At 36.4% G+C, this 14,142-nt stretch carries 10 protein-coding genes; 5 read left to right on the top strand and 5 right to left on the bottom strand.

Annotation, left to right across the window (positions count from 1 at the left end; genetic code table 11):
• Positions 1-3 precede the first annotated feature (3 nt).
• The 3 genes from MP478_RS10030 to MP478_RS10020 all read left to right on the top strand — a co-directional run bounded on the left by MP478_RS10030 (position 4) and on the right by MP478_RS10020 (position 3,057).
• Complete coding sequence (locus MP478_RS10030) at positions 4-510, top strand: hypothetical protein (RefSeq protein WP_257200383.1); 507 nt, start codon at positions 4-6, stop codon at positions 508-510.
• The gene (locus MP478_RS10025) at positions 485-634 is read left to right on the top strand and encodes a hypothetical protein (protein ID WP_257200382.1); all 150 of its coding nucleotides are present in this window, start codon (positions 485-487) and stop codon (positions 632-634) included. Before MP478_RS10030 ends, MP478_RS10025 begins: the two co-directional genes overlap by 26 nt.
• A gap of 122 nt (positions 635-756) precedes the next feature.
• Positions 757-3,057, top strand: a complete 2,301-nt coding sequence (locus tag MP478_RS10020; protein WP_257200381.1) for a GAF domain-containing protein — start codon at positions 757-759, stop codon at positions 3,055-3,057.
• 179 nt (positions 3,058-3,236) lie between these two features.
• On the opposite strand, the gene MP478_RS10015 is transcribed toward MP478_RS10020, so the two are convergent.
• Together MP478_RS10015 and MP478_RS10010 are read right to left on the bottom strand one after the other, a co-directional pair.
• Positions 3,237-4,160 (bottom strand): bestrophin family protein, encoded by a 924-nt coding sequence (locus tag MP478_RS10015; RefSeq protein ID WP_257200380.1) that lies wholly within the window; start codon positions 4,158-4,160, stop codon positions 3,237-3,239.
• Between the two features lie 15 nt (positions 4,161-4,175).
• Positions 4,176-5,351, bottom strand: a complete 1,176-nt coding sequence (locus tag MP478_RS10010) for a Pycsar system effector family protein (RefSeq protein ID WP_257200379.1) — start codon at positions 5,349-5,351, stop codon at positions 4,176-4,178.
• A 26-nt stretch (positions 5,352-5,377) separates the two neighbouring features.
• Between MP478_RS10010 and MP478_RS10005 the strand changes: the two genes are divergently transcribed.
• Positions 5,378-9,097: a metallophosphoesterase gene (locus tag MP478_RS10005; RefSeq protein WP_257200378.1), complete on the top strand. Its 3,720-nt coding sequence runs from the start codon at positions 5,378-5,380 to the stop codon at positions 9,095-9,097.
• A 69-nt stretch (positions 9,098-9,166) separates the two neighbouring features.
• Here the strand turns inward: MP478_RS10005 and MP478_RS10000 are convergent, their stop codons facing one another.
• Positions 9,167-11,194, bottom strand: coding sequence for a M43 family zinc metalloprotease (locus MP478_RS10000; protein WP_257200377.1), 2,028 nt, complete (start codon positions 11,192-11,194; stop codon positions 9,167-9,169).
• Positions 11,195-11,286: 92 nt separating this feature from the next.
• Here MP478_RS10000 and MP478_RS09995 point away from each other — a divergent pair, with 92 nt between their 5' ends.
• Positions 11,287-11,769: a hypothetical protein gene (locus MP478_RS09995; protein WP_230039905.1), complete on the top strand. Its 483-nt coding sequence runs from the start codon at positions 11,287-11,289 to the stop codon at positions 11,767-11,769.
• A 58-nt stretch (positions 11,770-11,827) separates the two neighbouring features.
• Here the strand turns inward: MP478_RS09995 and MP478_RS09990 are convergent, their stop codons facing one another.
• Together MP478_RS09990 and mazG are read right to left on the bottom strand one after the other, a co-directional pair.
• Complete coding sequence (locus MP478_RS09990) at positions 11,828-12,700, bottom strand: hypothetical protein (RefSeq protein WP_257191639.1); 873 nt, start codon at positions 12,698-12,700, stop codon at positions 11,828-11,830.
• Positions 12,701-12,752: 52 nt separating this feature from the next.
• Positions 12,753-13,520: a nucleoside triphosphate pyrophosphohydrolase gene (mazG, locus tag MP478_RS09985; protein WP_257200376.1), complete on the bottom strand. Its 768-nt coding sequence runs from the start codon at positions 13,518-13,520 to the stop codon at positions 12,753-12,755.
• Positions 13,521-14,142: the final 622 nt, after the last annotated feature.

Raw genomic sequence — 14,142 nt, 5'->3', positions numbered from 1 at the left:
ATCATGAATTTAAACACAATATTTTACACAGCCGGGATTCTGTTATTATTTTCCTGCAAGGAAACCCATGGCAATAAAAACACTCCGGAACCCAATTCCAGTCTAAAGCGTGAGAAGATTGTCACAGGGCAGCAAATACAGAAAACAAAAGCGGAAGAAGATCCAGGTCAAGCTTCTGTACAGGAAACAGGATCTATCTGGAACGGGAAATATTCAGGTTCATTTTTAAGATTAAAAGATGAAACTGCAGATCCCAGAGCCTGGGGACAGATTCATCTACACATCCATGGGAAAAGTGCAACACTTTCTATCGATTCTTATGTGGAGAATGTTCAAAAAAAATTAAAATTATTCAGCGAATCAAAAGATGAACTCAGACTAAAAGATATTTCCGATGGGAAATCTCTTACCCTATCTAAAAAATCCGGTACAATCACTATGGAAGGTGACTTAATGGAATCAATAGTCGGAATCAGTGAAAAATATGAAATTGAAAAAACGGTCAGATAAAACGTATGATGAAATTTATAATGCTGTAACCTTTAATGGCAGATATCAGCAATCCAGCTATGATGCCCAGCATTTCAATATCTTCGGAACACAGTTTATACTGGGATATAATATAAAGTTCTAATACTCATCATAAAAATCAGAAGCCCTGACCACCAAACAATTACTATATTTTTAAAATAATAAAAGTTGTCCCAGAACTATTGGAGGCAACTTTTTTCATAACTTTACTTTAAATTTCAGCTCTTGGCTAATCTTTACAAAAAAGACTCTCCCTTTCAGGTTTATATATCGTTCAAAAAATATTTGGATGTATTGGAACATATCCGCTATAATGACCGCCTGGAATACAGGGTCAACTATGCTGAATCCCTGATTGACAGAACAAAAAACTTTACAGAGCTTAAAGAAGGCTTTCAGGATATCACCCTGCTGGAAAAACATGAAGACCTCATCAGGTTACTTCTTGCTGACCTTTTCCCTACCGGTCTTACCCATAATGAAATAAAGGCAGCAAGTATTCCCCTTTCCAACATTACTTTTAATTATACCGAAAGGTTTAAAAACATCCTTAAGGACGCCGGTAAAGATTTTGAAATAGAGCTCAGAAATATTAATGACGATGAATTTTATGTATTCTGCTGCTGTCTGATTCTTCAGAGCTACTTTAAGAAAGATATCAAAAGTACAATCCCTTTTTATTATGATATCCCGAATCAGCAGGGAATCATGAAACATTATAAAATTACAGTAAACTCAGACTTTACTGAAATTTATCCTACAGAAGATGCAAAAATACCATCGGATGACATTCTGGATGTATTGTTGGAAAATCTTGATGACTTTAAATTGTGGAAAAAATATTTTCCTTCGCAATCCTGGATATTAAAAGGATTTACAATTATTTCATTGGTAGACTGTACTTCCGAAGTCGCACTATCTGACCTGAAGTCAAGCATGATAGAGATTGATCCTGAAGATTTAAATCCGGATGAAAACCTGACTGAAATTTTCAAATCCTATTTTGATGTACCAGAGCTCAATTTCGGATTGATGACCTTCAATAAGAAAGAACAGAAGCTTGATAAGCTTCCTATTTACGAAAGTCTTCTAACCAATCATATCCTTGATTTCTGGATCAATACATTTGATGAAGAAACCCGTAAAAATACTTTCAATAACTTAAACCACAACTCAAAACCCATTGTCGTTTCCAACGTCGATAATCTGGATGAAAATGTCAGACAGCTTCCTTCTTTCAGCATATTAAAAGACAATAACGTCAACAGCTTTATGGTGATTCCTATCATGAAAGACAGTGAGCTTCTTGCTATCATGGAATTCACGTCTCCTCTGGCTGGCAGTTTTAATGGATTAAAACTTAAAAAAATGGAGTTTTTTTCCGATATGATCCTTTTTTCTTTAAGCAGATTCTACTTTGAGAAAAATTACCAGATAGAAGCTATTATCCAGCGTGAGTATACGTCTATTCATGACAGTGTGGTATGGAAGTTCAGGAATGAAGCTGAAAAATATTTTACGGCATCGCTTGGAAAAAAAATATATACTCTAAAGGAGATATCATTTAAAAATCTAACCCCCTTATTTGGAGTCTCAGACATCCGTTCTTCTTCGGAAAAACGTTTTAACCTCATGCTTCAGGACCTTAACCAGCAGATTGAATGGTTAATTGATATTTTAACAATGACCAATTCTGATTCGGAAAAGTTTATGCTCGCATTAGATGTTTTTGAAAATGAACTGAATAATGAGATCAAGGCTGATACTGAACAGCGCCTTCAAAGATTATTGAGAGAAGAAATTCATCCGTTCCTACAGGGAAAACTGGAGGTAAGATCATCCAGAGAATTAAAAACTAAAATTAAAGAGTACTTTTTGCAGGTGCGGGTTCAAACTGACCTGTTTTATAACCACAGAAAAAAACTGGATGATTCTATAACGCTTGTCAACAGGAAATTGGCAGATATGCTGGATGAAAGCCAGGTGAAAGCTCAACAGATCTTTCCACATTATTATGAAAGGTTTAAGTCTGATGGAGTGGAACACAACCTGTACATTGGTACCACTATAGCTCCGGAGCTTCATTACACTTCAAAAGTAGTCCATAAGCTAAGATACTCGCAGCTGAAAACCATCTGCAAAATGGAAATGGAGTTTCAGTCTTTTAAACAGCAGCTTCCGATTCAGCTGGATATAGCTTCACTGATCTTTGTATACAATGAAAAAATAGACATCCGATTCAGAATGGATGAAAAGCGCTTTGATGTAGATGGGGCTTATAATTCCTATTATGAAATCATAAAAAAGCGTCTTGACAAAGCTCATGTAAAAGACTCTTCGGAAAGAATTACTGCTCCCGGAAAGATTACCATAGTCTATTTCGGAATGGAAAACCAGAAAGAATATCTCGAATATATCTCAAAACTTCAGAACAAAGGAATTTTACAACCTAACGTAGAATTTCTGAAAGTTGAAGACCTTCAGGGGATCACTGGGTTGCTGGCACTGAGAGTGACGTTGATATAAATTGTGGACTCAATAATTTTATGATTTTTTCATTTTTACTTAATAACTACTGCCTTATTATGGGTAGATAAGCATTTTTTTTCATAGTGAGAAGGTATATCTTCCGACTTACATCTTGATGTGCTTTTAGGTAACTAATAAACTTTTACTCTTAAAAACCAATCATCAGCCAGATTATCCTAATCTATAAAATAAGTATCCGGCTTCTTCAGCTCACCCTGTGGTATTTCAGCCTGCTCAAAAATAGAAAACTCAATAGTACGGCAGATGCTGTTCAGGGCCAGATCATTTTCTTCTTCCCCAAAAGGTTCCCCAATTTCCTGGATTATAGCATCCAATGCAATAAAGGTATAACTGATCAGCAGGACAATTAAAGGCATCATCCATCCCAGGGAATCAACTAACCCAAAAGGAAGCCAAAAACAGTATAGGTATACCGTACGGTGCAGCAAAACACTGTAGGCAAATGGTAACGGTGTGTTATAAATTCGCTCACAGCCTCCGGAAATATTAGAAAACTGATTCAGCTGATGGTCCATAGAAGTCAGTACAATGGTATCAATATTTCCTTTTTTCTGCTGTTCATTCAGCCAGTCGGCAATAAAACCCAGGATTATACTTGGAATAAATTTTTTATCCTTCAGCTGCTCCACCTGCTCCTGAGAAAGTAACCGGGAAAGGTGTTCAGTTCCGGATTTATCTCTGAGCTGATGGTTCAAAGACCAGCAGAATGCAGAAATCATTTTGATGATTTCTTGTTTTTCTTCTTTAGATTCAGGAGAAGAATCATTTACCAATGAAAAAATTTGCCTTGTTAGCGATCTTGTTTCAATAACAAGCAGTCCCCAAAGCTTGCGGCCTTCCCAAAAACGATCATAGCTTGCGGAATTGCAAAAACCCATGAAAATGGCTAATGCCAATCCTATTAATGTAAAAATCGTAGGATTAAGATGTACTTTATAATCAAATATTTTTCCTTTAAAATAATAAATAGCCAATGAAAACAGCGTAATAATGATCAGCTGAACTACAATTTTCTTTAACACAGAACCTCTCCATATAAATAGCATTTTCAGCCAGTTTGTACGCTGCCTAACAATCATTGTATCTGTTTTTAATTAAAGACTAAGAAATGCAAATCCAAAAGAAAGTACTGAAATAATAATTCCAGCCATAAAAATCTTATACGTTATGGATAGAAGCTTATATTTTCTGTCCAGGACTTTTCCCAGGTAATACAAATCCTTTACCATAGAGTCGTAAATATAATCCCTGTCCTTAATAAGGTCTTTCATTGCATTATGATAATCATCAAACAGCATCTGCTGAAAGTTTCCGAAAAACAACAGGTTTACTTTTCTGTTAGCAATATCCTGAGGAGTAAAAGTCGTTTTGGTTACATTGGGTTTTGTAGACAGGATGGCAAATATAATTGTCAGCACACTTGAAAGCAGTAATATAAAGCTAGGAAGAATCAAATGTGAATTTTTAGGGGTATCCAGCTTCGGAATTAATACAGACAGGCATACTGAAATAATAATAGCATTTACAGATAACAGAATGTTCGCTTTACTGTCTGCAATATCACTCAGTCTTGTATGATTATTAAGCGTCACTCGAAATAAAGTATCGACACTTCTGTCAGATTTTTCTTTTTCTTTTTTCCCTTCAGAATTATCTTTTTTATCTTCCTTCTTCTCAGCTTCTTTCTCAAGCTTTTTTTCAATCTTTTTGATATTCTTATTTTTTAAAGGCTCCCAGTTTTCTTTGGCATAATCTGTATAAAAAGTATGCCTGTTTTTCAGCATATCCAGATTTCCGGCATTCCATTCGTCGTTAGAAAAACATTTTACATTGGTAAGCTCCCATTCTTTTCTCAAGGCATCAGAAATATCATTATAATCGTGACCTGCAAAATGGCTGAAATCAGCATCTTTCACTATTTTCTCAAGTAAATTCTGAGGCTCATAAGTAATTTTTGTGGCCATGATCAGTTTTTCAACATCTCCGATATAGTCTTCAGGGTAATTTTCCTGATGCAGAAAATCCTTCATAATTTCCACACCCCTCTCTTCATGATTCATCGCACATTCTATGTAGCCGGTATCATGGAACCAGAGTGCCACAAGTACCTTCTCCTGATCCTCTTCGGAAACAGGAGTATTTTTCATGATTTCTTCTGCCTTGTTTACTGTATAGGCAGTATGAATAAAATTATGATAAAAATATACCGAAGATAACTTATCTTTGAATAAGATTTCAACATAATTTTTAGCTTTGTGTAGAATGCTCATTCCTGAATTTTTGTTATTGTAAATTTATGAATTTATCCTTTAAAACTCATCTAAAAAATACTTCTATTGTTCTAAGGACAATATTATCCGCAGGAGCCCTTTACTCTTGTGCAACCTATAACGTACAAAAAGGCAAAAACTTATTTGAAGTGAAAGATTCTGATATAAAATCTGAAGCTGATTTTAAGCTTTTCCTGATCGGTGACGCCGGAAATGCAGATGAAGTTCAGGCACAGAAAACCCTGAATTTACTGAAAGGCAAGCTGGATTCTGCAGACAGCAAGTCTATGCTGATCTTTTTGGGTGATAATATCTACCCTAACGGAATGCCTAAAGAAACGGATAAAGACTATAATCTTGCCAAACAAAAACTCGAAAATCAGCTTTCTATCACCAAAAACTTCAAAGGAAAGACACTGGTGATCCCCGGAAACCACGACTGGTACAGTGGTATGGACGGATTAAAAGCCCAGGAAACCCTGGTAAAGAATTATTTCAATGATAAGAAGCCCTTTTTACCTAAAAGCGGCTGCCCTATTGATGATATCAACATATCTCAGGATATTAAATTAATTGCCATTGATACGGAATGGGTGATCGCCAACTGGGATAATTACCCGGGAATCAATAAAAACTGTAATATAAAAACCCGTGAAGATTTTTTCACAGAGTTTAAAGACCTGGTCATCAAAAATCAAGGCAAAAGAATTATTGTGGCCCTGCATCATCCTATTATCAGCAGCGGAATTCATGCAGGATTTAACTCTGCAAAATCTCACCTTTATCCTCTTAAAAGTAAAATTCCTGTTCCTGTTGTGGCCAGTGTTATCAACATATTGAGGAGCTCATCAGGGGCAAATCCTCAGGATATCAACAATCAGCATTATGCTGATCTTGCCAACCGGTTGAAAAGTATTGTTCAGGATAAAGAAAATATCATCTTTGTTTCAGGACATGATCATAATCTTCAATATCATGAAGATGGAAATATAAGACAGATCATCAGTGGTGCAGGTTCCAAAACTGATCCGTCTACGATTGTCGAAAAAACAGATTTCTCTTACGGCGGAAATGGTTTTGCTGTTTTAAATATCAGAAATGACCAGAGTACCGATGTTGAATTCTTTTCAACAAAAGATACCCAGCTTCAGAGGCTTGCCCAGATCTCTGTCATTTCAAAACCGGACGTATTTGTGAATAACTTTCCAAATTCTTTTCCGCCAGCCATATCTTCTACTATCTATCCGCTACAGCTTACCCAAAAAAGAAAATTTTACAGATGGCTTTGGGGAGATCACTACAGAAGATATTACGGAATCCCTGTTGAAGCTCCTACAGCCAACCTTTCGGAGCTTAATGGAGGCTTTATCCCTTTCAGAGAAGGAGGAGGAAACCAATCCAACAGCTTAAGATTAAAATCTTCAGACGGACAGGAATTTGTAATGCGCGGCATAAAAAAAAGTGCCATTCGTTTTCTCAACAATATGGCTTTTACCAAAAGTACATTTGGAGAAGAACTTACCGATACCTTTCCTGAAAAGTTCTTACTGGACTTTTATACCACGAATCATCCTTTCACTCCTTTTTCCGTTGGAAATATGGCCGATAAACTGGGAATTTTCCACAGCAATCCAAAATTATATTATATTCCTAAGCAACAGGCTTTAGGCAGGTACAATCAAAACTACGGTGATGAAATGTATATGATTGAAGAGCGTTTTTCTTCAGACCCCAAAACCTTAGCTTCACTGGATAATGCAAAAGATATTGTTTCAACTGATGACGTACTGAAAAACCTCATCAAAAACTATAAATATTCTGTTGATAAGGAATCCTATATGAGGGCCCGGATTTTTGATATGCTGATCGGAGATTGGGACCGCCATTCGGATCAATGGAAATGGGCTGAATATGAGAAAGGAGATCAAGTGGTTTACAAACCAATTCCCAAAGACCGGGATCAGGCTTTCAGTAAATATGACGGAGCTGCATTCAAACTTATTATGAATGTCCCGGCGATCCGTCATATGAAAACATTCACAGAAGATATCAGCAGTGTAAAATGGCTGAGTATGGAACCTTACCCAATGGATCTGGTCTTTTTAAAAGGATCTACTCAGGAAGAATGGGTAGCACAGGCAAAATACATCCAGGAACACCTTACCGATTCCGATATTGATGAAGCATTCAAAAATCTTCCCAAAGAAGTACAGGATGAAACCATTGCCGATATTCAGAAAAAACTGAAAATACGAAAAACAAAGTTACAGGATTATGCCTTCGACTATTATGATGTGCTTCAGAAAAAAGTTCCATTGGCAGGAACTATAAATCCTGATAAATTCGTCATTACAAAAAATGGAAAGTCTGTACTTGTACAACAATATGAACTCGGTAAAAACAAAGATAAAAATGAACTGGTTTTTGAAAAAAAATATGATGATTCAAAAACAAAAGAACTCTGGATCTATGGGCTCGAAGATGATGATATCTATGAAGTAACAGGAACCGGAAATCCAAAGATGAATATCAGACTGATTGGCGGATATAATCACGATGTATATAATGTTGCAGACGGAAGAAAAGTGAAAATTTATGATTTTAAATCACAGAAGAACACTTATAACAATGCCGGCAATGCCACAAAGAATATTTCTGATGATTATGACCTCAACAGCTACAATTATAAGCACCCGAAATACAATTCATTTGCAGGATACCCCAACTTTGATTACAACCCTGATGATGGAGTAATTGTTGGTGTTTTAGCAAATTATACCGTGAATAACTTCATTCGCGACCCTTATACTCAAAAACACAGTTTAAAAGCCAATTTCTATACTGCTACAGCGGGGTTCAGCCTTACTTATAAAGGGATTTTCAAACAGGCAATTAAAGGATGGGATTTTAATGTGGATGCTGCCTATACCACGCCAAGGTTCTCTCAGAATTTCTTTGGCTTATCCAATGAAAGCCCTTATGATAAAGAAAATACGGAGAGAGAATATAACAGAGCCCGGATTTCCAAATTCAATGTTGCTCCTTCGATCTCCAAAAAAAGCTGGATGAATCTCAATCATCAGATTCAGCTTACCTTTGAAGACAATAAAGTACAGGTAAAGGAAGGAAGATTCATTAACGAATCTCCCGATGTAAGGCCTGAAGTCTTCAGTAGCCAGCAGTTTGTAGGGGCCAATTATACATTCAGTTATAAAAATTCAGATAATGTTGCCTTCCCTACTCTTGGAATGGAGTTCATGCTTAATGCCGACTGGAAAGCAATTTTATCAAATTTTAACCGGAACTTCCTTACTCTGAAAGGTAAGCTGGCTATTGACCACAGAATTGATAAAAAAGGAAATTTTGTTTTTGCCAATTCCAGTCATGCCATGTGGATTAATAATGACAGCTTTGAGTTTTACCAGGCGGCAACTATTGGTGGAAACAATGGAATGAGAGCATTCAGAAATGAAAGATTTTCCGGTAGATCATACTTTATCAACAATTCAGAAATCCGATGGGATTTTGGAAGAATCAGAAATAATATTATTCCTGCCAATCTTGGAATTCTGGTAGGCTATGATATTGGGCGTGTATGGAATGATGGCGAATATTCAAGAAAATGGCATCAATCTGTAGGAGCCGGTGTTTGGCTAAGTCTTGCCGAAATGATCTCCGCAAGGTTAAATTATTTCTATGGCTCAGATGGCGGAAGGATTTCAGCAGGTATTGGAATGAAATTTTAGATTAATAAAGAAGTAAATAAAAAAAACTCAGGGTGACCTGAGTTTTTCTTTTATGTATATATGTTTGTATTACTTCTTAATGAATTTAATACTTTCAGAAACTGTACGATCCTGTATTGTAATAACATAAGTACCTTTCACTAAATCAGCTACACGGATCTGGCTATTTTCAATTTTACCTTTCTTAATAAGCTGTCCGACAGCATTATGAATTTCAAATTGTGCTTCTCCGGAAACAGATGAGATAGTAAGTATATCATTAACCGGATTAGGATATATTCCGAAATTATTTTTCTTATCCGTTTCCTTGGTTCCCAGCGTCTCTCTTGTTGTAAATGTTTTAGTTTCATAAACAAACTCACCATCTTTATGAAATACAACCTGCCCTGAGCTTGTAGATAAATCAACATAACCATTTGTTAAGCCATCCCCAAAATCATCGGAAATAGTAAATGCATAACAATCTTGAGGAAGCGTCCATGTTTGTGTAATAAGTGTTGGATTCGGCTGTCCCGGTTGTGTGTTAGAATAGTTTCCGGACTTAACAATCTGGCCAGCACTATTTCTCAGGTTCCATCTTGTCTCATTTCCATATCGGTCTCTTAATAATTTAAAAGTAAATGTAGTGGTACCAAAATACTCAGGTATTATAGGTTTCACATAATTACCGTTTGAGGTATTATTTGTACTTCTTTCATCTGTTGTTCCGTTGACAGAGACAATCGCTAATGAAACAGGAGAGGAAGCTACAGCTCCATCAACAGGAATATTGATAACGCTTGATTTATCCTGAGCTAAATTACCTGCCCAGTTATAATTTTGAACAGCACCACCATTGAATGAATAAGAAATAACAGCTGACGTTAAATTACTTGTCCCTCTATTATTAAGAATAAGACGTACTACTCCTTCCCCACAATTCACCACACCAATTGAACAGCCTCCGTCAAATTTGATCTCAGCATCATTAGCAAACAGAGGAATAGGCTGATCTCTATTAGATGTCTTCAGCTCTACCCTTCTTGGAGAGTTGTCCATTACTGTTCTGATTCTTGTTTTCTGATCATTCGTATAAATGTTCATACAGGTATCATTGGTATAATCCATATAGTTCTGAACCATTTCATAGACTGATGCATTATCACAGCTGGCTATTGCAGCATTACATGTATAATTTGCAGTATGTGCTGTTGGAGTATCTGCACAATAGTCATTTCCACAGTTAGCATCTCCCCAGATATGTCTTAATCCTACAAAATGTCCTACCTCATGAGTCATTGTTCTCCCTCTGTCATAGCCCGCCTGCATCAGAAATGTTCCATCATTGTAATCCATACTCCCAAAAGTAGAGAAACCTGCAACAACACCATCTGTATTGGCGAGCCCACCATTAGCAGCCATCCCCGGAAGTCCGGAATTAGATGGAAATTGAGCAAAGCCCAGTAAGCCACTGTCTGCAAAATTTACACTCCACATATTCATGTATTTTGTAGGATCCCATATTGTTGTAGGCTTTACCGTACTGTTAATAAAGTTTTCGTAACCATCTGCTGGGGATCCGTTAGCCCAGAACTCCCGGCAAAGATTTACCCTATCAATACCATTGGTGGGATTTCCGTTAGGATCCACCTTTGCAAGTACAAATTGTATTTCAGTATCTGCTCCTACAAGGCTGGCATTAAATCCCGGAGTTCCCGTCATTCGTCTAAAGTCGTTATTCATTACTGTGATCTGTGACATTACCTGGCTATCTGTAATATTGGGAGCAGTTCCTATATCCTGACCATTGTGAATAACATGTACTACAACCGGAATAGTAATGACATTCCCGTTCTGGGATCTATTCAATTTATTTTTTTCAATTAAAGGGGCCAGCCATTCTTCAAATTGTTCCGTTGTAAATCTCTCAGGAAATTGTTTCCTAAGACCTTCTTCATACGCAACAGTTCCACATCTTTCAATTCCCCGGGGATCCCTATTTCCTTCTGTAGAGCGTTTTGAAAATTTTGAACCTTCTTTATTCTGAGCATTGGTAAATACAGCTCCGGAAAATAATAGAGGTACCAAAAAAAATTTCGAAATAGTAGTTTTTCTCATATTCTTTTTTATATTTTAGCAAATATATAAACAAAAACAAAAAACCAAATAATAATAGATAAAAAAAACACCAAATACATAAAAATAATTCAATGAAAAAACATTTTATATTAATTAATTCCGTATTCATATTTTCAATTATAGGTTGTATTAATCAAAATAAAAGTGAAAACAACGGAAAAAATTCAACAATAAATACAAAACAAGGGAAAATTGAAAAAGTACAATTAATCGAACAAACAAGAGGAGTTAATGATAGTGTGACTTTCACAGCTACCTCTAAAATCTACACCTCCAATAATGCAGACCCAACCAATTCTTCTATCTCCCCCTCTGAATGGGCAAGCATTTCCAAACAGGCAGAAGCGCTTGATTTATCTGCAATATCCAAGCTTCAATCTCCCACAACAGGAAGATATTCTGACCGGGCTCTGGCCGCTACCATTATTATTACTTCGGGCGGTACAACCTATACCTCAGCAACTTTTGACTCGGGCCATCCACCAAAAGAATTAGAAGCTTTGTATAATGAAATTCAAAAACCTACCAGAAATCTTAAAAAGAAACCTGAATAAACCAATAAAAAAACCACAGATAATTTCTGTGGTTTACTATTTATAAATATTGATTTGTTTAAAAAGCAAGCTGATATACATTTCCACCTTCTTCTTTAGCTTTTTCATCAGCAATAATTAATGTTTTGTCATTAAGGAAAACAATCGCTTCTTTCTGCGAATTGTGGTCTAATGGTATTTTCTGAATTTTGGCAGAACTGAAATCATCTGCTGTAAACCCACTGAGAACATGAATGTTTTTATGGGTAAGCAGTACAATCTTATCTTTCGTACTGTTGATGGTTGCAGAAGTAATAGCAGCATCATTATACCCTCCGTCAAGCTTTAATCTCCCTATTAATTTGGCTTCAAAATCTCCTTCTTTATTAGGAACCTGAAAAACAAGGAAAGTTCCGTCAAAACCTTTGCTTCTGTTTTTAGTAAAAAGATAGAAGTTACCATCCATCTCTACAAAAGCCTCACAGTCATACAATAAGTTAGATTTTTTTGGAGGAAATTCAGTCTGTCCCTGATAATGAAATTTTGTAGTTTGGATCACCTTGGTTGTTGCCTGAGTGGCATCTTTCAAATCTGTCTTCAAAATAGCAAGGTCCTGTCTGCTATTATCATTATTTCCAAAATTTCCGATGTAAATATTTCCTTGTGTATCTGAGATAATATCTTCCCAGTCTGTATTTTCAGCATTTTCAACCGGAATAGAGGCCAGCAATTCACCTTTATCATTAAGCCCATATACAGCATTTTTATTTCCACGGTCTTCTATGACCCAGGCTGTCTTTTTATCCTGAGACAAGGTAATTCCGGAAACCTCCTTTAGCTTTTTAGGTAAGGTATACTGTACTTGTAATTTATCATCATTAGTGGGTTGATTCTGTGCCTTAGGATTACAGCTCAGTAAAAGTGAAACAGGTAAAATAAGAAATCGTATCATATGTATTTTTTTTAACTTAAATTAAGAAGCATTAATCGTTCCAAATACGACTTTATGAAAGAAGCTTTGCTTTTTCCCATAAAATATCCATTTCTTCCAGGGACATATCAGCAAGTTTTAAACCTTGCTCATTGGCAAGTACTTCCATCTTTTGAAATCTTGAAATAAACTTCAGGTTTGTTCTTTCTAATGCAGAATCAGGATTAATTCCTGAAATCCTCGCATAATTGATCAATGAGAAAAACACATCTCCCAGCTCCTGTTCTTTTTTAACAAGATCCGTTTCCTCATGGAATTCCTGGATCTCCTCATCCACCTTTGCCCAGGCATCTTCTGCATCATGAAACTCAAACCCAATCCCTTTTACCTTATCCTGAATCCGGTACGCCTTTACCATACTTGGAAGGCTTTTCGGCACTCCTCCCAGGATAGAGGTATTACCTTCTTTCAATTTCAACTTCTCCCAGTTCTGCTTTACCTCTTCTTCATCCTTCACTTCAGTATCACCATAAATATGGGGATGACGGAAAATCAACTTTTCATTGAGAGAATTGATAACATCTGCTATATCAAAGCTTCCTTTTTCAGATCCTATTTTAGAATAGAAAACCAGATGAAGCAATACATCTCCCAGTTCCTTCTTTATTTCCTGTAAATCTTCCTGAAGTATGGCATCTGAAAGCTCATAGGTCTCCTCAAGAGTCAGGTGGCGAAGCGACTCTAAAGTCTGCTTTTGATCCCATGGGCATTTTTCACGCAGATCATCCATAATATCCAGTAGTCTTCCGAAAGCTTCCAGCTTTTCCTGTTTCGTATTCATAGTAATGGGAAATTCAAAATTATACAAATGTAAGGGTTATTTTGACTTTAGTGCAAGCCTTGGAGCTGAAAGTTGAGAGTTAAGAGTTAAGAGTTGAAAGTATGAAGCAGGAATTGTGAATCGTCAATCTGCGTTGCGCTTATCAATTTTTACAGATCTGGTACAACCAATCACTATTCACTGGCAAAGAAAAATTCAATCTCTGACTTAAAACGGCATTGCAAATTGTGAATGATCAATCCGCTGTGCTTGTCAATTTTTTGCAGATAAAAAATTCACTATTCACCAGCAAAGAAAAAATTCAATCTCTGACTTAAAACGGCATTGCAAATTGTGAATGGTCAATCCGGCTGCGCTTGTCAATTTTTACAGATCTGGTACAACCAATCACTATTCACCAGCAAAGAAAAATTCAATCTCTGACTTAAAACGGCATTGCAAATTGTGAATGGTCAATCCGGCTGCGCTTGTCAATTTTTACAGATCTGGTACAACCAATCATTATTCACTTGCAAAGAAAAATTCAATCTCTGACTTAAAACGGCATTGCAAATTGTGAATGGTCAATCCGGCTGCGCTTGTCAATTTTTACAGATCTGGTACAACCAATCACTATTCACTT

The organism is Chryseobacterium sp. WG14 (assembly GCF_024586945.1).
Lineage (GTDB): Bacteria > Bacteroidota > Bacteroidia > Flavobacteriales > Weeksellaceae > Chryseobacterium.
This window is presented reverse-complemented; position numbering and strand designations above follow the sequence as displayed.

What these genes read in the sequence shown, in the direction of transcription:
- MP478_RS10000 (WP_257200377.1), bottom strand. Translation starts at nt 11,194, where the DNA reads ATGAGAAAAACTACTATTTCGAAATTTTTTTTGGTACCTCTATTATTT.
- MP478_RS09995 (WP_230039905.1), top strand. Translation starts at nt 11,287, where the DNA reads ATGAAAAAACATTTTATATTAATTAATTCCGTATTCATATTTTCAATT.
- mazG (WP_257200376.1), bottom strand. Translation starts at nt 13,520, where the DNA reads ATGAATACGAAACAGGAAAAGCTGGAAGCTTTCGGAAGACTACTGGAT.
- MP478_RS10005 (WP_257200378.1), top strand. Translation starts at nt 5,378, where the DNA reads ATGAATTTATCCTTTAAAACTCATCTAAAAAATACTTCTATTGTTCTA.
- MP478_RS09990 (WP_257191639.1), bottom strand. Translation starts at nt 12,700, where the DNA reads ATGATACGATTTCTTATTTTACCTGTTTCACTTTTACTGAGCTGTAAT.
- MP478_RS10030 (WP_257200383.1), top strand. Translation starts at nt 4, where the DNA reads ATGAATTTAAACACAATATTTTACACAGCCGGGATTCTGTTATTATTT.
- MP478_RS10025 (WP_257200382.1), top strand. Translation starts at nt 485, where the DNA reads ATGAAATTGAAAAAACGGTCAGATAAAACGTATGATGAAATTTATAAT.
- MP478_RS10015 (WP_257200380.1), bottom strand. Translation starts at nt 4,160, where the DNA reads ATGATTGTTAGGCAGCGTACAAACTGGCTGAAAATGCTATTTATATGG.
- MP478_RS10010 (WP_257200379.1), bottom strand. Translation starts at nt 5,351, where the DNA reads ATGAGCATTCTACACAAAGCTAAAAATTATGTTGAAATCTTATTCAAA.